The 21,302-nt window shown below is 59.9% G+C and carries 11 protein-coding genes; 5 read left to right on the top strand and 6 right to left on the bottom strand.

The features are described from left to right. Positions 1-22 precede the first annotated feature (22 nt). From ACK8OE_RS16005 to ACK8OE_RS15990, 4 genes are all read left to right on the top strand, one after another. Positions 23-1,582, top strand: a complete 1,560-nt coding sequence (locus tag ACK8OE_RS16005; protein ID WP_410273401.1) for a glycoside hydrolase family 28 protein — start codon at positions 23-25, stop codon at positions 1,580-1,582. Beyond that, entirely contained in the window at positions 1,569-2,465 is an 897-nt protein-coding gene (locus tag ACK8OE_RS16000; RefSeq protein ID WP_410273368.1) for a formylglycine-generating enzyme family protein, read from the top strand. The genes ACK8OE_RS16005 and ACK8OE_RS16000 overlap by 14 nt, the downstream gene beginning before the upstream one ends. A 497-nt stretch (positions 2,466-2,962) precedes the next feature. Further along, positions 2,963-6,070, top strand: coding sequence for a TonB-dependent receptor (locus tag ACK8OE_RS15995; protein ID WP_410273367.1), 3,108 nt, complete (start codon positions 2,963-2,965; stop codon positions 6,068-6,070). A gap of 303 nt (positions 6,071-6,373) precedes the next feature. Next, positions 6,374-8,017, top strand: coding sequence for an alpha-L-fucosidase (locus tag ACK8OE_RS15990; protein WP_410273366.1), 1,644 nt, complete (start codon positions 6,374-6,376; stop codon positions 8,015-8,017). 29 nt (positions 8,018-8,046) lie between these two features. Here the strand turns inward: ACK8OE_RS15990 and ACK8OE_RS15985 are convergent, their stop codons facing one another. Continuing rightward, complete coding sequence (locus tag ACK8OE_RS15985) at positions 8,047-10,956, bottom strand: TIM-barrel domain-containing protein (protein ID WP_410273365.1); 2,910 nt, start codon at positions 10,954-10,956, stop codon at positions 8,047-8,049. Between the two features lie 196 nt (positions 10,957-11,152). On the opposite strand from ACK8OE_RS15985, the gene ACK8OE_RS15980 reads away from it, so the two are divergent. Beyond that, complete coding sequence (locus ACK8OE_RS15980) at positions 11,153-12,733, top strand: alpha-N-arabinofuranosidase (RefSeq protein ID WP_410273364.1); 1,581 nt, start codon at positions 11,153-11,155, stop codon at positions 12,731-12,733. A 4-nt stretch (positions 12,734-12,737) separates the two neighbouring features. Here ACK8OE_RS15980 and ACK8OE_RS15975 read toward each other — a convergent pair whose 3' ends face one another. The 5 genes from ACK8OE_RS15975 to ACK8OE_RS15955 all read right to left on the bottom strand — a co-directional run bounded on the left by ACK8OE_RS15975 (position 12,738) and on the right by ACK8OE_RS15955 (position 20,605). Next, a complete protein-coding gene (locus ACK8OE_RS15975; RefSeq protein WP_410273363.1) occupies positions 12,738-13,655 on the bottom strand; it encodes a family 43 glycosylhydrolase in 918 nt (305 codons plus the stop codon). 8 nt (positions 13,656-13,663) lie between these two features. After that, on the bottom strand, positions 13,664-16,093 hold the full coding sequence (gene galA / locus ACK8OE_RS15970) for a beta-galactosidase GalA (protein WP_410273362.1): 2,430 nt from the start codon (positions 16,091-16,093) through the stop codon (positions 13,664-13,666). A 145-nt stretch (positions 16,094-16,238) separates the two neighbouring features. Beyond that, complete coding sequence (locus ACK8OE_RS15965; protein ID WP_410273361.1) at positions 16,239-17,150, bottom strand: BadF/BadG/BcrA/BcrD ATPase family protein; 912 nt, start codon at positions 17,148-17,150, stop codon at positions 16,239-16,241. Between the two features lie 45 nt (positions 17,151-17,195). Beyond that, positions 17,196-18,314: an acyltransferase family protein gene (locus tag ACK8OE_RS15960; RefSeq protein WP_410273360.1), complete on the bottom strand. Its 1,119-nt coding sequence runs from the start codon at positions 18,312-18,314 to the stop codon at positions 17,196-17,198. Then, on the bottom strand, positions 18,311-20,605 hold the full coding sequence (locus ACK8OE_RS15955) for an alpha-N-acetylglucosaminidase (protein ID WP_410273359.1): 2,295 nt from the start codon (positions 20,603-20,605) through the stop codon (positions 18,311-18,313). The genes ACK8OE_RS15960 and ACK8OE_RS15955 overlap by 4 nt, the downstream gene beginning before the upstream one ends. Between the last annotated feature and the right edge of the window lie 697 nt (positions 20,606-21,302).

Genomic DNA, 21,302 nt, shown 5'->3' with positions numbered 1-21,302 from the left:
GGGACGCAGGCAGTTTCTGACTATGCTGCCCGCCACACTGGCCTGCCTGACCTTGCCTGATATCTCATGGGCTGGTCCAGCCGCCCCTGATACGCCCTTTGGCCTGAATGTCCGCCATTTCGGCGCGCGGGGTGACGGCGTGACTATCGACAGTCCTGCCATCAATGCCGCCATTGAGCAACTTGCGGCCCAAGGCGGCGGAACCCTCTATTTTCCGGCGGGCACCTATGCGTGCTACACAATCCGCCTGAAAAGCCGCATTCGCCTGTACCTCGATGCTGGCGCGGTCATTCTGGCGGCCCCCACGCCAAAGGAGGGGCTGGCAACGGGCGGCTATGATCAGGACGTCGAACTGCCCGAAAGCTATCGTAACTATCAGGATCATGGACACAGCCACTGGCGAAATAGCCTGATCTGGGGTGAGGGTCTGACTGATATTGCCATCGAAGGTCCCGGCCTGATCTGGGGCAAGGGGTTGGGGCGCGGTCACGACTACGACTTCGACATGCCGATCTCTGGCCGGCCCGGTGTCGGTGATAAATCCATTGCCCTGAAACTGTGCCGGAATGTCTTGCTGCGTGATTTTCGCATGTTGCAAGCCGGGTGGTTTGCCCTGCTGGCAACGGGCGTCGACAATCTGACCATCGACAACCTTCTGATCGACACCAACCGCGACGGACTGGACATTGATTGTTGCCGCAACGTCAGGGTCAGTAACTGCACCATCAACGCGCCTTGGGATGACGCTATCTGTCCCAAATCGTCTTTTGCGCTGGGCTATGCGCGTGCAACAGAAAACGTGACGATTGATAACTGCTATGTGTCCGGCAGCTATGAAATCGGCTCGGTGCTGGACGGGACGTGGAAGGTCTATCTGTTTGCTCCGCGCGGGTCGCACGGTCGCATCAAGTTCGGCACAGAGTCCAATGGCGGGTTCCGTAACATCACCATTACGAACTGCGTCTTCGACAAATGTCGCGGGCTGGCGCTGGAAACGGTGGATGGGGCACGGCTGGAGGATATAACGATCAGCAATATCACCATGCGTGACGTCACGACCTCGCCGATCTTCCTGAGGCTTGGTCGGCGGATGCGCGGACCGGCCTCGCTCTCGGTGGGGACCTTGCGCCGCGTTCTGATTACCAACATCACCTCATCTGGTGCCAATCGGATGCCGTCGATCATAGCTGGTGTTGAGGGGTACCCGGTGGAGGACGTTCAGATCAGTCAGTGCCATTTTGAACAAGAAGGCGGTGGCGACGAAGCTCTGGCTTCAATCGTGCCGCCGCAAAACGAAGCCGGGTATCCGGAGCCCACCATGTTCGGCCACCTGCCCGCCCACGGTTTCTTTGTGCGTAACGCGCGGAAACTGGTCTTCAGCAACCTCTCTTTTGATCTTCAGACTTCAGACGCCCGGCCGGCCTTCTGGATGCAAAATGTTGCGGGTGTGCACCTGAACGCGCTGCGACTTCCGGATCAGAAAACGCGGTTCGTTCTGAATAATGTCACTGATTTTGCCACAACAGGCAGCCTGGCGGTGCCGGAAAAACGCCTGCGAAAGGTGGAACATGCGCACTTCTGACCGCCCCGCAAGCCCTGAAGAAAACAACCTAATCCAAGAGAAAACTCGTATGTTCGACCTCCGTAAAGTGGTGGGTTTGTCCGCCTTGTTTTTTGCATGCGCAGGCGGGGTAGGTGTGACAGGTATGACGGTTGCGGTGGCGGCGACGGGGTCAGAAAGCCTGAAGCCCGGAGATGTGTTCAGTGATTGCGCCGATGTCTGCCCGCAAATGGTCGTGATCCCGGCGGGTCGGATTACGCGCCAGGCTCCAAAAGGCGACAAGAAACCGGCGACCATAGAGGTCGAGATAAAGTCTGTGGCGGTCGGGCGCTTTGAAATCACGTTTCGCGAATATGATGCGTGCGTAGCCGCCAGAGCCTGCACACGGATCAGCGATCTGGGGTGGGGACGTGACAGGCGTCCGGTTATCAATATTTCGTGGAATGATGCGCAAACCTATGTTCGTTGGTTGAGCGGCAGGACAGGTCACACCTATCGGCTGCTTAGCGACGCCGAATGGGAGTACGCAGCGCGCGCCGGTCAACCGGTCTCCGCTAAGCCAGCTAAAGATTTAGACGTGACGCAAGCGGTGTTTGCACCGCGCGAGAAGACTGAGCCTGTGGGGACACGGCCGGCGAATGGCTTTGGGCTCTATGACATGTTCGGCAATGCTCTGGAATGGGTAGAGGATTGCTGGAGCGCGGCTGATACGGTTGCGAGAAAGGAAGGGACGTCACCTCGCCCGGAAGACTGTCGGCAACGCGTCCTGCGGGGTGGTTCCTGGGTCTATGGGGCAGCGTTTCTTCGCCCGGATGTACGCTTTAAGGATCGCCCCTCAGCTATCAATTTCGACCAGGGCATTCGAATCGCACGCGATTTGAACCGAAATGGTCATACCAATTAACCCGTGAAGCGCTTTTTTGGAAAGAGTTTCGTGGTTTTTTGGTCACATTCTGCGTAAAATTTGTCAGGCCAAAATTTCGACCCGCCCTCAATAAATAAAACAAATTGTCTTAATTTTATGGGGTTGCGAATTTTTCAGCGTCTTGGACTTCTACTGTGAGGCGTGTTTTTGGAATAAAAATTCTATTACTAGAATTTCGCGGAATTGACATTCCGTAACCGTGATCTTACCCTTTTCAAAGTCTCAGGAAGTGGCAAGAAAACAGATAGCAACTCTCCTTAGGCCAGAACAAACGGGCACAAGCCCAAACCCAGGAAAAAAGATTTCAAGCTCATTTCGGGTCCGCGACGCTGATCACAAGCGTCGATCGGATAAGGCCCCCCATAGGTTAGGTGTCAATGCACCCATCTGCGAGGGATAGGCAAAGGGGTTTAAGCCCTCCGGGATTGGCCGAGGCATCAGCTTTCGGGTAAGGGCGGTTACAGGAGGAAAATAAAATGAATAAGGGCTCAAACCTCAGGGGAACCGGGTTCCGGTCGGCGCTTTTGGGCGCAACCGTCCTGATGAGCATGGGCGCAACGGCTTATGCGCAGGACGCCAAGCCGGCGGCCGGCGGCGACGTCACTGAAGTCGTTGTCACAGGCTTTAAGCGCAGCGTGGCCGACGCCGTGCGCGCCAAGCGCAACAATATTGAAATCAGCGATGGTATCTCCTCGGACGGTCTTGGGCGGTTCCCGGACCTAAACGTTGGTGAAGCCCTGCAACGTATTCCGGGCATTCAGATCAACCGGGAATCCGAAGGCCGTAACGCCAATATTGGTCTTCGCGGTATGCCGGGCTATTACGCGCGTACGACCCTGAACGGTCAGGCCTTTGCCGATCCGCCCTATCTCGAAACGACCGGTGGCGCCGACGGCACGCCGATGGGCGCGTTTAACTCGGATATTTTCTCAGCCTTCTCTGTCCAGAAGTCCCCGATGGCTAACAGCCAGTCGGGCGGCCTTTCGGGCAATATTGACATGCAGATCGCCCCGGCCCTTTCCCGCAAGGACGGCGGCTTTGTGAAGGGCTCCTATGAGCGCAACTCGCTGGGTGGCCTTGGGGCCCCGTCGGCGACCTTCGGCTACAACAAGCACATCAACAGCGACTTCGCGGTTTTTGGCGTTCTGGCGATCCGCAAGGAAAACTTCCGTCGTGATACCCTGCGCTTTAACGGTTACAGCCGTCTTGGTCTGCTGAACTCCGGCCTGACCAAGCAGCAGTTTGCAGACAAGTATGGTGCCTATTATTCATCTTCGGCGACGACTTGTAGCACGGACCAGACCTGTGGTCTGTCGGCCGTTCTGGGAACAAGTGGCTATACCGCCCCTTCAAACGTCGGTTCGCTGGCGCAGGGTGGGGTCTGGTCGCTGGGCCTGATGCGTCAATATACGCGTATGAACGTGGGGACACTCATTACCGGTTCGGGCGGTGCGGAATGGCGCGTCAACGAGAACCTTAAAATGGGTGTGGTGGGTTACTACAGTGAACGCGACCTGCCCGATACGGTGCAATACTGGCAGTTGAATGAACCCTATATGCTGAGTGCTACGGCAACCAGCAGTTCAACTCCCTATTCCATCGTTACCGGTCTGAGCACCCCCGTGGTCATGAGCAATGGCTATGCGGTGATGGAAAAAACGCAGGTGACCAACTTCGACGCCAAGGCCTCGACGCGTATGTTCTCGCAACGTCAGGCAGCAGAAGGTATCGTGGCCAATGCCGATTGGACCAACGAGAAGTGGAAGTTCTCAACGGTTTTGACGCTGACCAAGTCATCCAACCGTTCGCTGGAAACCGAAGCGGACCTGAGAACTATCGGTAACACGGCGGCTGGCGGGGCGAACACCCTGACACGCACCCTCAGTACGGGTTTTGGTGATCTGGATGGCTATTCGCAGGTGGTTTCGCCGCAGCCGCAGAATGCCATCTTTGCGATGCCCTTCTATGACGCGACTTCGACCGCCTATCAGGCGGGCTACTGGAACTGGCGTCCGAGCGCGCCCACGGACCTGTTCGCGGCCGACAGCCGTTACATCCTTCACGTTGCCGGTACGCACCGCTATGCGGACAAGACGGTCGAGTCCTTGCAGTTCGACGTCGATCGTACGCTGGACTTTGGCCCGCTTTCGAACATAGCCGCCGGCGTGCGTAAGGAGAAAATCACCTATAAGATGTCAGGTGTGCGCAACATGGTCTATGGGATTCAGTCCCAGAACGTGACCTCTTCCATGCTGATCAAGTCGCCTTCAGCCGACGACTTTATGGAGGGCAATGCCAGCATCAACAGCAACTGGTACGTGATCGACCCGAAACCCTTCCTGTCAGCCATCACCCCAGTCAAGCAATACGCAAACGGCGGCCTGTCCGAGCTTGGGTTTAACATCTTCTACGCCGATGGTGGCTTCAGCGGCAGCAACTTTGAAATCACCAACGAGCTGCTGGAAGCCTATGTACAGGCCAAGTTTGATACCCAACTGCTCGGTCGCCGTCTGCGCGGGAATATCGGTGTGCGTAGCGAAACCACGGATTACACCGCCCAGACGCTTGACCGCACCGCGCGTGTGACCAGCAATGGCGGGGTTGGTGCCCTGGCCGACTATACCTGGAACACCTACAAGAGCAGTTACGACCACCTTCTGCCGTCGGCGATTGCGGTCTACGACGTGCGTGACGACATGGTCGTGCGGGCGGCCTACTACAAGACCTACGTGCGCCCTGACCCGCGCACCAGCAGCCCGGTCCAGACCTACTCCTACGCGACGAATAGCCTATCGACGTCCACCAACATCATCACTGATGTGACTGTGAGCTTCGCAGGCAATCGTCTGAAGCCCTACACGGCAGACTCGTGGGACCTGTCTTGGGAATGGTATAACCGCCCGAACGGTCTGATCTCGATCGCCTACTTCCGCAAAAAACTGTCCAACCGTATCGCCAATATTGCGGATCTGTCGATCCTCTGTCCTGCAGACGGCGGCGGCTGGGGCTATGGTCCTCTGAGCTGGGACGGCACTTATTGTAACGCTACTGGTGCCACGACGAATGGCGTGACGAACAGCTATCACGTGATCGGATCGGGTCAGTACAATGTATCGGACCCCACCTATGTCAGTGGTCTGGAGTTCAATATTCAGCAAAACTTCGATTTCCTTCCGGGCTTCTGGAAGAACTTCGGGGGTTCGTTGAACTATGCCTTTACCCAGGCCAAGCAGCGAGGCACAGGTGCGGCGGCGGTGCCGTTCCCAGGCATTTCGAAATTCAACTACAATGCGATCCTATACTATGAGACGCCGAAATTCGGGGTACGCGCCGTTTACAACTGGCGTTCGGAGTACAATCTTGACGGCCAGGGCACCTATTATGGTGCAGCCCGTAACGCGGCGGCCCGTGGTCAGCTCGACATGTCGGCATCCTACAATGTCAGTGATCGCATAACGGTGTCGCTGGATGCGTACAACCTGACCAATTCCTACCGTAAGGAATATCAGGGTGACGAACGGATGATCCGTCAGATCGACTATGATGGCCGCACGATCACGGCAACGGTGCGGGCGACCTTCTAAGCGATGTGCGGAAACGGAGCTCGGCGAAGCAAAAAGCGTGAGCGGTTTTCCGCAAAAACATCGCGACAAAACAAAAACCTAGATCCATTCGGCGGCCCAACTTAGCCGACGAATGCTCTAGGTTCACGCCCCTCCTATAGGCGCAATGTCTAACTGACTGTGAGCAGTGTGGTCCTCGGCCACACTGCTTTTTTATGCGCAATCGACATGCGTCGCTTGAGTTCAGGCTTGTCAAAAAAAGTCCGACAAAATAAGGTTTGGATATAATCAGCGGTTTTCCAAATAAAACAAAAGGACGATGCCATGAAGATGACGAAACGCGAGTGGTTCCGTGGCAGCGCCGGTCTGGCGCTGGCCTCGGCCATGCCCGCCGGGGCGGCGGAGCTGGTCGAACCGGGCTTTGACACCCTTGCGGATGGGCCTTTCAAGCCGCAATGGGCGTCGCTGGAAAGCCAGTATCAGGTGCCGGACTGGTTCCGTGACGCCAAGTTCGGCATCTGGGCGCACTGGGGGCCGCAGTGTGTGCCGGAAGCGGGCGACTGGTACGCGCGGGAAATGTATCTTCAGGGCAGCGGGTCCTATAAGCACTTCGTCAAGACCTATGGTCACCCGGCGGATACAGGGTTTATGGACCTTTTGCCGCGCTGGAAGGCGGAAAACTGGAACCCGGATGAGCTGCTTGATCTCTATGTCAGCGCCGGGGCCAAATACTTCATGTCAATGGCCAACCATCACGACAATTTCGACATGTATGCCTCGCGCTTCCATGACTGGAACTCGACGCGTATCGGCCCGCGCAAGGACATTGTCGGCATCTGGGAAAAGGCGGCGCGTAAGCGGGGCTTGCGCTTTGGCGTCTCCAACCACTCGGCCCACGCCTGGCACTGGTTCCAGACGGCCTATGGCTACGACCCCGAAGGCCCGCGTCGAGGCGAGCGCTATGACGCCTATAAGCTCAACAAGCTAGACGGCAAGGGCAAGTGGTGGGAAGGCCTTGATCCGCAAGAGCTTTATGGTGGTGCGGTCATGCCGCTCCCCGATGGCTTCGACAGCATCACAACCGCCAATGCCTGGCACGAGCTGAATGACCGGGTGTGGGACGAAAAGCCGCCGCTGCGCAATCCGGCCTTTACGCGCCAATGGTATCTGCGCTGCAAGGACCTGATCGACAGCTATCGCCCGGACATGGTCTATTTCGATAATTTCGACCTGCCGCTGGGGCAGGTCGGGCTCGATATCACCGCCCACTTCTACAATGCCTCAGCCAAATGGAACGGCGGCAAGGTCGAGGCCGTCGTCAACATGAAGCCGCACGGCCCGTTCAATGGCGGTATCGTTGCCGATGTCGAGCGGGGCTCGAAATCGGCCATCGACTCGCGGCCGTGGCAGACCTGCACCTGCATCGGGCAGTGGCACTATAACCGCCGCCTGTATGACGAAAAGACGTACCGCCCGGCGGCGGATGTCATCCATCGTCTGTGTGATATCGTCTCCAAGAACGGCAATCTGCTGCTCAGCGTGCCGGTGCGCCCGGACGGCACGATTGACTCAGAAGAACGCAAGATCGTCGAAGGCATCGGGTCGTGGATGTCACGCTTCTCTGAGGCCATTTACGGCACGCGCCCGTGGCGGGTGTTTGGCGAAGGTCCGACTCAGGTCGGCGCGGGCATGTTCGGCGAAAGCGCCCAGAAGCCCTTCACTGCCGAAGACCTGCGCTTCACCACGAAGGACAAGGCCCTCTATGCGATCACGCTGGGCCGACCGGCACAGACGGTCACCATCCGCTCGCTGCAAGGGGGCGCTCAGAAGCGCGTCAAGCGCGTTGAGGTGGTGGGCAGCCACGATCCGCTGACCTTCCGTCAGAGCGCTGACGGTCTGGTCGTCGAGGTTCCGGCTGCGGCCAGCCATGAGTTTGGTGTCGTCCTGAAAATCTACGGCGTGGTGTGATAAGAAAGGGGGCAAACGCCCCCTTTCGTTTAACCCTTAAAGCTCAAAACGGCCTTTTGCCCGTCATAGAGGTGGCTGCGGGTGCGCGGCGGATTTTGGCCGTCGATCAGCACAAGGCGCAGCTCGCGTTGTTGCACCATGCCGGGGAAGCGGCCTTTGCGGGCCCCGATGGTCAGGGACTGTGTCGCCTGCGACCAGTTCAGCGCATAGGTGCTATAGGCGCCCTTTTCGTAGTCATAGGTTTCGTTGTCGTCTTCATAGAGCGTGAAGGTGGCATCGGCCCCGGCATAGATGCGGACCTCATAGGGTGCATCGGGTTGCTCGGTGGCGTACTGCATGACCGGCCCCAGAGGCAGGATCGAGCCTTCGCGGATGAAGAACGGAAACACATTGAGCGGGGTTTCGCGCGTCACGCTCTGACCACCCGCAACCTTTTCACCGCTCCAGAAGTCGTACCAGCCGGTCGAAGCGGGCAGGTAGGTACGCGTATTGAGATCGGTGACCTTGCGGTTTTCAGCGATAGCGCGCAGATCGGCAGGCGTGCGCCACGCCAGACGCAGGGATCGGCCGCCGGTCGCCTGATAATATTCGATCTTCACCGCGACGGCCTGTCCCTGTTTCAGGGTCAGCTTGGTGCCATTATAACGCGCGGCGCCATTCGCCCAGTCTTCGACCAAGAGCTTGCCGTCGATAAACAGGCGATACCCGTCATCACCTTCCAGCCCCAGTTCAAACGTGCCGTCTTCCGGGGCAATAATCTGCCCTTCCCAGCGGGCGGAGAAGCTGTTGAGATCACTCAAGCCGCCCGGCGCTTCGGCCAGAGGCGGCCCCGGCCAGGTGTGATCGAGCCTGGCGTCGATGACCTTGCCCTTCGGCGTCTCGAAATTCTCACCCTCGAAATATTGCCCGGCCAGCCCCGGTCGGCCGTCCGGCGTGCGCAGCGCCGATGCGGGGATAGTGGTCGCCGGCGGGTCCTGAAGATTATACATGGCGCGCGTCACCGGCTGCACCAGACAGGCCGGGCCGAACATGAAGGTGTCGTTGATGTCGTACACCTTCGGATCGTGCGGGAAGTCCATCGGCAGGGCGCGCATCAGTGTGTAGTGCGAGGCGGTCACCTGCCAGCTCAGGCTATAGATATAGGGCAGCAGGCGGTAGCGCAGATGCACGGCCTCCAGAAGCGCCGCATAGACCGTGGGGTCCAGTGTCTTGAAAATATAGGGCTCGCGCTCGATACTGGTGCCGTGCACGCGCATCAGGGGGTTGAAGACCGCGAACTGGAACCAGCGGGCGAACAGCTCTCTATAGGCCGGGTTCTTTTCGCCGCCGGGGAAGGTGGTGACGAAAAAGCCGCCCGTATCCTGCGTCCAGTAGGGATTGCCGGTAATGGTGACGTTGAGGCCGCCGGAAATCTGTTCGGCGAAGGTCTTCCAACTGGCGAAGATATCGCCTGACCATGAGGTGGCCGCCGTGCGCTGCGCCCCGGCCCAGGCCGAGCGTGTCAGGGTCAGCACGCGCTTATTGCCGGTGGCCCGCTGCCCGTCATAGGTGCCTTGCGTCGTCATCAGGGTGTAGGGGTTGAGGTAGCGCGTAAAATCGCCCATGGCATTGACGCCAAGGCCCTTGATATCGGCCTCCACTTCGGCCGCGTCCCAGCAGGCCGTGCCTACCTCGACCTCGGTGCCGTCCATCCACAGGGCATCGACGCCCTTGTCGAGCAGGCCGCGCTTGATGTGCTTGAAATAGATCTGCCGGCCCTTGGCGCTGAAGGCGTCATAGATGCGCGCCTTTTTGGAGATCCAGTGCAGCGGCTTGAAACGCAGGCCGTAGCTGTCGAGTTCTTTCGCCAGCGCCGTATCATTGCCGACGGACGGCCAGATGGAGATCATCAGTTTCAGGTGCAGATCATGGATTTTGCGGATCATGCCGTCGGGATCAGGGAAGCGTTCCTTGTCCCAGATCATACCGCTCCACGTACCGTCCTTGTCTGAGCCCCAGTATTGCCAGTCCTGCACGATATAATCGAGCGGGAAGCCCTCCTTGCGGAAGGTCTCGGCCACCTCGACCAGACGCTGCTGCGTCTTGTAGCGTTCCTTGCTCATAAACAGGCCAAAGGCCTGTTTCGGATACATGGGCGCGGTCCCGGTCAGGGTGCGGTAGGCGGCGATGACCTTATCGGCGCTGCCGCCGCCCATGAAGTAGTAATCCACCCCGCCCGGAGCGCTTTCGGCCCACAGCGTCGCGCCGTCCGCGCCGTCAGAAAAGCGCATCTTGGAATAGGTGTCCCATAAGATGCCGTAGCCTTCGGACGACACCATGACCGGGATGATGATGCCGGTATTGGTTTGCACCAGAAGCAGGTTCTGACCGCGACGGTTCAGCGTCGCTTCGTTGACATAGCCAAAGCCATAAATGCCTTCGCCGGGTTTCAGGGTGAAGCTGTTTTCGATCTCATAGCTGGGGGCGTCCTGCAAGGTGACCGGGCGAATGGCCTGCGGTGACGTGGCGCGTTCGCGCGTATAGAGGCGGCCATCGGCAGCGAGGAAGCTCAGCGCGCCCGACGCCTTGTCGATGTCTATGCTCAGGGCCGCGCTTTTGATCCGCAGCGTGGCCTTGCCGTCCTCGATCTGAAAGGCGACGGATTTGGGGTGGCCGAGGATGACGATACTTTTGTTGGTCCAGTGGTTTTTGCCGAGGTGCGCATTCACCCGCACCGTGGCGGGGCCATAGAAGAGGACCGTCTTGGTGACGCCGTTCAGGTAAAACTGCACGCCTTCGCTCAGCCGCTGATAGTGAAAGCCCGGTGTATCGGGCGCCGGGAGGCGGATCACATGCCCGTTGGCGTCGAGCGCGCTCAGCCCCTTGGCACGGGCGGCACTGGTCGCGGCCGCAAGTGAGGAGCCGGTAAGGGCCGCAAAGGCCCGACGTGAGATGCGCATGTTATCCTCCGGAGGTCTTATTATTAGTCTGAGTATATTATGGCGAGTTTTGATGCGCGCTCAAGGTTTGATTTGGGCCCAATACCGTTTTGTGAGCCGCGAGGGCGTCCGCAAATTGAATTGACAGACCACTTTCGTCAGGTCTACCAAATTGGTTGGCCAAATTGGGCGTTACGGCTGCTTTCGGGATAGGGGCATGAGACACGATCTGAGCGTAAGCGTAAACCCCTGGCGTTATCTGGCGGGTATGGTCCTGAGCGGATGCCTTATGGCCGGGGCTGTGCTGGCCGAGCCGCTGCGCGCCTCCGGTGTGCTGATGGCTGAACCGTCGGGCCCGGTCATCAGCCGCTACATCTTCGGCCAGTTTTCCGAGCATCTGGGGCGCGGCATCTATGAGGGCATCTGGGTCGGACCGGACAGCCGCATACCCAATGTGCGTGGCATCCGCAGCGATGTGGTGGGTGCACTGAAGGCCATCCACGTGCCGGTCGTGCGCTGGCCCGGCGGCTGCTTTGCCGATGAATATAACTGGCGTGACGGTATCGGCCCGCGGGCCAAACGCCCGGCGCGCAAGAACAACTGGTGGGCCGGATCGCCGGAAACCAATGCCTTTGGCACGCATGAATATTTCGACTTTGTCGAGCAGATCGGGGCCGACGCCTATGTGTCGATGAATGTCGGCGCCTCCACGCCGACCGAGATGCGCCAGTGGATCGAATATATGACCTCGGACGGTGAGGATGCGCTGGCGCAGGAACGCCGCCGCAATGGCCGTGACAAGCCGTGGCCGGTCAGGTTCATCGGGATTGGCAACGAATACTGGGGCTGCGGTGGCAAGATGACGCCGCAGCAGTACGGGCGCGACTTCATGCGCTTTACCGCCTTTTATCATCCGCAGCCCGGTCAGGCGGCAACCCGCGTCGCCGTAGGGGCCAAGAACGGCCTGACCGAATGGACCGACGCCGTGATGGCTGAGGCGCTGGAGAATATGGACGCGCTGTCTGTCCACTACTACACCTCGCCCACCGGCAATGTCGATGTGACAAAGCCCGCCACGGGTTTCGACGCGCAGGACTGGGCCGATACCTTCGTTCAGACTCTGAAAATGGACGACTATATTACCGCCCATTCCCGCGTGATGGACGCCCATGATCCGCAAAAACGGGTGGCGCTGTTTATCGACGAATGGGGCACCTGGTACACGGTTGAGCCGGGCACCGATCCCGGCCACCTCTATCAGCAGAACAGCCTGCGTGATGCTCTGGTGGCGGCGGTGAATTTCGACATCTTCATCCGTCACGCCGACCGCGTGCGCATGGCCAATATCGCCCAGACGGTCAACGTCCTGCAATCGCTCATCCTGACGCGCGGGCCGCAGATGGTGCTGACGCCGACCTATTACGCCTATCAGATGTACGTGCCGTTTCAGGAGGCGACCGCCCTGCCGTTGCGGCTGGCGGCCCCGGATATCAAGGTCGGCACCACCTGGATGCCATCGCTCAGCGGGGCGGCGGCGCGCGCGACCAACGGTGACTATCTGGTGGCGCTGAGCAATCTGTCACCACACGAGGCTGTGGAGATGCGTCTCGACCTGCGCGACCTGCGGGTTCAGACGCTCAGCGCGCACATACTGACGGCGGGTGAGATGGACGCCCACAATGATTTCGGGCGCCCAGACACCGTAAAGCCGCACCCCTTTGACGGGGCACGGCTCGAAAACGGGTATCTGGTGCTGACGCAGCCGGCCAGATCGCTGATCGTGCTTACCCTGAAGTAGGCGTTCAGGGCTTTACCTTGACCTCGCGGATCGTGCCGTCGCGATTATAACGCAGCGGTTCGATGGCGATGGAGCGCTTGTGATCGCCACCGCCGGGCAACAGGTTGTCGTGATAGAAGAACCACGGCTTACCCTTGAAGGTGATAATCGCCTGATGGTTGGTCGAAATTTTCAGATAGTCGAAGATCACACCGCGATAGGTATAGGGCCCCATCGGCGTCTTTGAGGTGGCATAGACGATCTGCCCTGGCCATCCGGTCGAAAAGCTGAAGTAATAGAGGCCCTTATGCTTGTGCAGGAACGGGGCCTCACCGTACTTTTTCTTGGGGTCATTTGCCGGAAAGCCCTCGATGAGCAGATTTTCAATCGGGCCGGCCAGCGAGGTCATATCGGCGTTGAGCTTGACGATCTTGGGCACACGGGTGCCAAAGGTCAGATAGGCCTGACCGTCATCGTCGATCAGCACCTGCGGGTCGATAGGCTCGTCCCCGGCATTGGCATCGCGCGCCTTGTCGATCAGGGCGTCGCTGCGCGCGTCCTTGAACGGCCCGGCCGGGCTATCGGCCACGGCCACGCCAATCTTATCGCCGCCCACAGGGGCGTAGAAATAGTATTTGCCGTTGCGATAGGCGGCTTCGGGGGCCCAGGCCTTGGCATCCGGGCGCGCCCATTTGAACACGGTGACGCTCAGAAACGACCCGTCGTCGCGCCAGGTTTTCAGGTCGTCCGAGGTGTAGAGCCGCCAGCTTGTCGAATCCCAGTATTTGCCGGAGTTGGAAGCATCATCCGTGGCGTAGAGATAGACCTTGCCATTGAAGACGTGCGGCGACGGGTCGGCATTAAAGCGCGTGCTGATCGGCTCACCGGCAAGGGCCTGCGTCGCCGTGAGCAGCAGGAGGGCGGTACTGAGTTTAAAGGTCATGGCGTCCTCTATCGCGAAGTGAAGGTGAGGGAAGCGGGGGTCACGCCTTCGGCGCGGGCCTCAAATGTGAAGCGTCCACCGGTCCTGGTCGTTTGAACAATGGCCTGCGCATAGCCGTTGAAGAGGCGGCGATAGGCGGCCTTGTCCGGTTCGTGGCTGTTGGGATTGCCGTTGCCGACGCCGATCGGGCGACCCGGACCGGTCAGAGCAAACTGGATCAGATCGTTAGCCAGCGGCACGGGCACACCGGCCTTGTCCACGGCGCTGACGCTGATCATGGCCACGTCCTGACCGTCGGCGCTCAGTTGCGTCCGATCGGCGCTGAGGACCAGACGATGGGGCGCACCGGCGGTCTTGCGCTCGGTCTTCATCACCACCTTGCCGCCCTTATAGCCATAGGCGGTAAGGGTGCCCGGCGTAAAAGGCACGGCCCATTCCAGATGCGAGTCGCGCCGCATTGTCTGACGGCCCAGCGACTGGCGATTGAGGAACAGTTCGACCTCATCGCAGTTGGAGTAGGCCCAGACCGAAACCGTCTCGCCTTCGCTCCAGTTCCAGTGCGGCAAAAGGTGCAGCACGGGTTCGTCCTGCCACCAGGCGCGGTAATAGTGATAGATGTCCTTGGGGAAGCCGCAACTGTCGAAGACGCCGAAATTGGAGGCGACCGACGGCCACCAGTTAAAGGGCGTCGGTTCACCGCGATAGTCGAACCCGGTCCAGATGAAACCGCCCAGCAGGTAAGGCTTTGAATTATAGAGGCTCCACCAGCTTTCCGCCGTCGCCCCCCAATAGGGGTGTTCGGTATCGTAGGAGGCCACGACCTGCCGTTTGGCGTCGGTCTTGTATTCACCGCGGGTGGACACCGCGCTGGCCGTTTCGGTGCCGATGATCGGCATGTCGGGGAAGCGCGCGCGGAAGGGCTCAATCTGGGCTTCGTGATAGTTGAAGCCGATGACGTCCAGCGCCGTCGTAATGCCGTCGCCAAAGCCCTTGTTCATGGCCGCATTGACCTTGCGCGTCGGGTCAAGCTCACGGATGCGCCGCGCCATGCTTTTAGCGACCTTCAGGCCGCGCGGCGTCATCTGCTGCGGTTCCTCATTGCCGATAGACCACAGGATGACGCTGGGGTGGTTGCGGTCGCGGCGGATCAGGGCCTCAAGCTCGCTCAGGCCCTGACGGCTGGAGGTCATCTGGCGCACCTCATCAATGACCAGCAGGCCCAGTTCGTCGCAGGCATCAAGCAGTTCCGGCGTCGGCGGATTGTGCGAGGTGCGATAGGCGTTGGAGCCCAGACTCTTAAGCTGTTTCAGACGCCACACCTGAAGCGCATCGGGAATGGCCGCGCCCACCCCGGCATGGTCCTGATGGTTGTTGGTGCCCTTGATCTTGACCGGTTTGCCATTGAGGAAGAAGCCCTCTTTGGCATCAAAACGCAGGTCGCGCAGGCCGAAACGCAGCGTATAGAGATCGCGGGTTCCCTCCGTCGTCACCTCCACCCGCAGGGTATAGAGGTAGGGGCTGTCGATGGACCACAACTGCGGCTGTGGCAGGGTGAGGCGCACCTCGCGGGGCGTCGTGGATTGCGCTGTCAGTTCGACCGTCTGGCGCGTCGTGGCGACCGCGGTGCCGTCCTTGTCCAGTCCCGTGACATCGAGCGTGGCGATGCGGGGCGTGTCGCTGCGGTTGACGAGATCGACCGTGGCTTCGACCGTGCCGGTCGTCTGCGGCCGCACAAACACACCCCATTGCGGCACGTGCACGGGGTCGGCCTTGACCAGCCATAGATGGCGATAGATGCCGGCCCCTTCGTAGAACCAGCCTTCGCCATAGGAGGCATCAACGCGCACCAGCAGCACATTGGGCGTGTCGTCTGTATTGATAAAGTCGCTGATATCAACGCGGAAGGAGGTGTAGCCGCTGTCGTGACGCTCCAGCACATAGCCGTTGAAGATGATGGTGGCGTCGCGGAACACGCCGTCGAACTCCAGCCACAGGCAGCGGCCCGCATCGGCCTTATCCAGCGTGATCAGGCGGCGATACCACCCCACTGACGTTTCCGGAAACTTGCGCCCGATGGGCTTATAGCCATGCGCGGCGGCGTAGTCCTCATCGTCCTTGTCCGCCGGGTTGCGGCGATAGTCTTCGTTATTGACGAAGGGCAGTTCGACCGCCCAGTCGTGTGGCAGGATGACGGACCGCCAGGTCGAATCGTTATAATCGGCCGCGTCGGGCTTGGCACCGCTGCGGCCATGTTTGGCGAGGGTGCGTTGATTGGCCCCAAAACCGAAATCGCGCTCCAGGTCTTCGGCATGGCCGAAGTGAAAGCGCCAGCCGTCATCAAGGCGCAGACGCTGACGCGGGCTGTTTGGTGCCGGGGTGGTGGCGGCGACCGGGGCCGCCAGAGTGCTGGCCATGCCGATAACGGGGAGGCTGGCCATTGCGGTGCGTCGGTTGGGTGTCATCGGTCACGCAATCATAAAAGAGGTGCATCCTCTCAAAAGTCCGGAATTTGGAGAGGATGCGCCCAGTTGCCGAAGCCGGCACACGCTTTGTCCGGTGTTTCGGGGAGGACGAAAAATCGGGTTAAACGAGAATCTTGCCGGGCGAGGCCAGACCGTTGCTGGCCCCTCTGGCCAGAAGGATGGCCCCTTCGACGGCGTCCTGTTCCGGCTCGCTGAGGAGGGCTGCGTCGCGTGTCGAAAGCCAGGGGCGGATCGGCTCACCCAGACCGCCGACAAGCGCGATGCGTTTGGCCCCCAGATGGTGCAGGCGACGCAGATAAAGCCCGATATCTTCGGCCACCGCGCGCACCAGAGCCGTGGCGACCAGATCACCCTTTTCGGCATAGGCCATGATGGTGGGAGCCATCGCGCCGTAATCGCTGGGCGTCGCCGTGGTGACAAAGGCGATCACGTCGGCGGGCTGCCCGCCAAAGGAGGCGATCATTTCGCGCGTGAAATCGGTCGCTGGGGCGATCTTGTCAAAGCCCCGCAGCGCCGCCCTGAGTGCTGCCCGGCCAAGCCCCGCCGCCGAGCCGTCATCACCGACTTCGAAACCCCAGCCGCCGATCCCGTGACCCACGCCGTCGCTGAGGATATAGCCCGCGCTGCCCGTGCCGCAGATCTGAATGGCCCCGTCCTTGCCCGAAAACGCCCCCAGACAGGCGGCGTGTGCGTCGCTGGCCACCGAGATTGCGCCGAAATCCGGCCCGGCATCGACCGTCACCTGCGCGCTGGTGGCCGAGGTGACCCCGGCCAGCCCCAGACCGATATGGATGTCAGGCAGGTCGGCATGGGTGAGCTGCGCCTGCGACAGGGCTTCATCGACGGCGGCCATGATGTTGCGCCACACAAGCCCCAGACCCAGACGGATATTGCCCGCGCCGCCATAGCCTTCGCCCAGCACCTGACCGGCGCGGTTGCGCAGGCGCGCCCGGCAGCGCGTGCCGCCGCCATCAACGCCGATATAGTAGAGGGGAGGGATGATATCGCTCATGATAGTCACGCTTATAACAGAAACAGGACGGTCCGGTTACCCGGATCAGAGTTTGATAATGAGGTGTTTGCGGTCCATCCACCAGCCCAGAGCCCAGCAGACCAGCATGTAACAGACGGCGCAGGCCAGCGCGCCCCACGAGCCGGTCAACGGCGTCTGGAACACGTGCAGGCCGATCAGGTCGTAAAGCCCATGTCCGTCAGCATTCTTGAAGGTTTGCAGGACGGTGACCAGAAGTTCTGAGAACAGATAGATGACCAGCGGATTGCGCCCGAAGGTCTCAAAGAAGCCCAGACCCTCGCGCCGTTTGGCCAGATCGACATAGGCGATGATGCCGGACAGGATCAGGCAGTCGAGCCCGATGGTCAGCACCACAAAGGACGAGGTCCACAGGCGCTTGGAGAAGGGGAAGCCAAAATTCCACACCAGAGCCGCCGCGACCAGCGCCAGCCCGGCCCCGCTGAGGATCATGACGGTGCGCCGACGGTCCTCGCTGTCGAGGATCAGACGGCCACACAGATAGCCGGCCAGCACATTGACGATGGCGGGCAGGGTCGAGAGCAGCCCTTCGGGCTCATAGCCCTTGGCGCCGCCGCGGTACATGTGATCGAGCCCCAGCACGAACTGGTCGATCTTCGCCCCCAGATTGCCGGTCATGGTGAGCGCGTCGGCGGCGGGTGTGAAGGCGTAGAGCAGGCCCCAATAACCGAACAGCAGCACCGCGCTCAGGATCACCAGACCGCGCACCGACAGATAGCGCGCCGCCAAAGACGCAAACAGGTAACACAGCGCGATGCGTTGAAGCACGCCCATGATGCGCGTATGGCCGATGTCGTTGAAGGCCCAGGCTCCGTCCGGCGTCTGATGCACGAAGGGGAACCAGTACATCAGATAGCCCAGCAGGAAGATCAGGGCTGAGCGTTTCAGCACCTTCAGCAGAAACTCTTTCTGGGGCAGAGGCTTGCGGAAGGCGAAGACCATCGAATTGCCGATGGCGAACAGAAACGACGGGAAGACCAGATCGGTCAGCGTAAAGCCAAACCACTGCGCATGCTGAAGCTGTGCAAACGGCTCGGCCCCGGCGGGCGAGGTGTTGACCACGATCATGACGCAGACCGTCAGGCCGCGAAACACATCGAGGGCGGTGTAGCGGGCCGCACTCATGCCTTGGTCCCCAGTTGCGCCAGCAGAGCGCGGGCGGCGTTGAGCGGCTGTTTCGGCGCATGGCGCTTGAAGGCGATATCAGCCCTGACCCACGCCTGCTCCCAGCCGATCAGGTCGCGGGTAAAGGCCTTCTGATCGAAGGGCGCGCCCCCGCTTGCCGAGGCGCGCAAGGCGGCCAGCAGCTTCATCCAGCGCGGCAGGTAGAAGTCCTTATAGAGCCCCTGCCACGCCTTTGAGGCATAGTCGTTGAGATTGCCCTTGCCACCCCAGACCGTCACCTGCGCCTTGGCATTCAGCACATAGTAGGCCTTTTCGTCGGGCGTATCGCCGTAAGCGCGCGCTTCATCTATCCAGCTGGCCAGCGTGTCGGGCTGCGCCCCCATCAGCGTATCGACCTGCGTGACCAGCGCGCTGATCTCTTCGCGCAGGGCGTCGCCGGTTTTTACGTCGCCCGCCTTATAGGCCTTCATGGCGGCGATCAGACGGTCGTCGATCTCTTCGGAGACCAGATGACGCACGGCATCAATCACGTCGTGGCGATAAAGCGCCGAGCCTTCAAAGCCTTTCAGCGACAGGAAGGCCGTGACGGCTGAGCGCAGCTTTTTACGGTCGCCCGGATGGCCCTCGAACTCGACCATATCCGCCGTCGGGCGTTTGCACAGCAGGTAGGCCCCGGCCTTGCTGCGCCACCAGCGCGGCGTCCAGTAGCGCGTCGAAAACGCCGCCTCGACATAGGTGCTCCACGCCGAAATGAGAGCGGGCGTCACCTGACCATAGCGGCTTTTCAGATAGGTGCTGAGCCATTCGGCCACCGTCTGATCGGTCTGACCCCAGGCCAGATCATAGGCATATTCATAGACGATGGAATTGTTGTGCAGGCCTTCGGGGAAGAGGCCGAAGCCCTTGAGATCGCCCGTATCCTTGCGCGCCAGAAGGCCCCTGATGTCGTCGCGGTAGAAGCCGAGATCGCCATAGACGGGGTTGGACGCGCCGTAATTGTGCACATAGCCGTAAATCCACGGCTTGCCCTGAAAGGCGTTGCTCGATTGCCAGACGCCGGGATAGCGGTCATTGCCGATATCGAGGATCATCAGCCTGTCCTGCGGCACGTCGCGCAGGAAGGCCCCGATGGCGTCCGGCGTCCAGAAGTGCTTGTCAGCCCCGAACAGCCAGCCCTGCATGGTCCACACGGCGTCGGGCCGGGCCTGACGTATGGAATCATAGATGGCCTTACCATAGGCGGCGAGGCGCTCAACCTTCACCGCCGGATCGACGACGGTCTCCGTTTCCTTCGTATTGGCGGTCGAGTCGCCGTACTTGGCGGCCTTAACGTCCGAACCGTCGTGCGAAATGGGCGGCAGCATCTCATTGAAGGAATCGGCCAGATAGTAGCGGCCTTCGCCATAGGTATCAGTGTAGAGCGCAATGTAACGTGCGGCGATCTTGGCAAACAGCGGATCGGCCGGATCGAGCCAGTAGGTTTCATGGAAGCCTTCCCAAGGGCGCATGGGATAGATGCGCGCCTCGGGGTGCTTCTGCGCAAAGGCCTTGGGCACATAGCCACCAAAGGCCGGGAGGATGGGCGTCATGCCCAGCTCTTTCATGCGGCCCAGAATCTGCACCTGGAGTTTGTGTTTCTTCTCGATCCACGCCTGCGGCACAGGGGCCAGATAGCCTTCGATATTGCCCATGCGGTGCCAGGGCGTGAAGGCGGGGCCTGAGAAGTAGTCAGCCAATTCGGCGTCGCTGAGGCCCAGTTCGCGCCACAGGGCCTGCCAGACATATTCCTGTCCTTCCATGGCCAGCGGCATGTCGATGCCGTGCAGCGCCATCCAGTCCAGTTCGCGCTCCCAGCGCGCCCAGTCCCAGAAGGGCGTCGTGTACCCAAAGGTGCAGGTATTCATATAGACGCGGTGGGCGAACGGGCTTTCGACCTTTGCGCCTGTGGCGGCCGGCAGGCGCGCGGGCAGGGCGACGCGGTCGCCTTCCCAGCTCAGATTGGCCGCGCCTGCACTCTTGAGGTAGCTATAGGCCCCGTGCGTCAGGGCCACCGGTGAATTGCCTGTGATAGTGACGCCAGCGCCTGTGCTTTTGGCCGCGTACCAAGGAGCGGTGCCGGAGGCATCCAGCGTCAGACGTACACGCGCGGCATCCCTACCCAGAAAGCGCTTGAGTACACCCTCAGCAGCGGAGGGCGTGGCGGCTTCGGCGCGCGCCACAGGCATAAGGCCCAGCGCGGTCGCCGTGGCCATTGAGGTTGAAAGGAACGTCCGGCGGCTAAGTGCGGGCATTGCAGGGTCTCAACGGAGGAAAGAACGCGAACAGCAACCGGCCCTGATTACGCTGTCTTATGGGAAACAAGGGCTGAATGACGGGCCGGATTTACTGCTGAACCGAAGAAATATCGCATTTAATATTTGATTCAGCCCGATAATTCTGTGCCGCCGGTAAGGGTGGCGATGAGGGCAGTCTATGCGTCAAAAAATTGGCCTGTCAATTTTTTATATCAAAACCGTGTCGCTTTTTTCCGTGCAGACATGTGCGACACAACCGACGTGGTTGAGGGTTAAAATTCTAAAATATTGTTAGAAATGTATTTTTATAAATTTCATCGCAAGCTGAATCGGTTGCAGGGGTTTGTGATCCCCACGCGGGACGTCGGTAAACGCGGTGCGCTTGCGTCTGGCGAGGCCGGTACTGAGCGCTCAGGTCAGCGCTTTGGCGGGCCAATATTGGTTTGACCTATCCGTTCGTCCGGCAGGCGATTCCTGCCCAAACATTGGCAAACCAAACCGTTTTGGCCCAGTTTTATACCGTCGGCATTTTTGTTTGTGTCATATATGAGACACTGTTTTGTCAAATTTCTAATTTGGTTGACCTTTTATTTGTAAGCGCGAAAAATTTAATTATCTGAAAAATAATAATAAAAAAAATGATAGCGGAACCATTTCGCAATTGCGGCCAAATTGGCGCGCAAAAATCGTTTAT

Origin of the sequence: Asticcacaulis sp. W401b, from assembly GCF_046503825.1 — a bacterium.
Lineage (GTDB): Bacteria > Pseudomonadota > Alphaproteobacteria > Caulobacterales > Caulobacteraceae > Asticcacaulis.
This window is presented reverse-complemented; position numbering and strand designations above follow the sequence as displayed.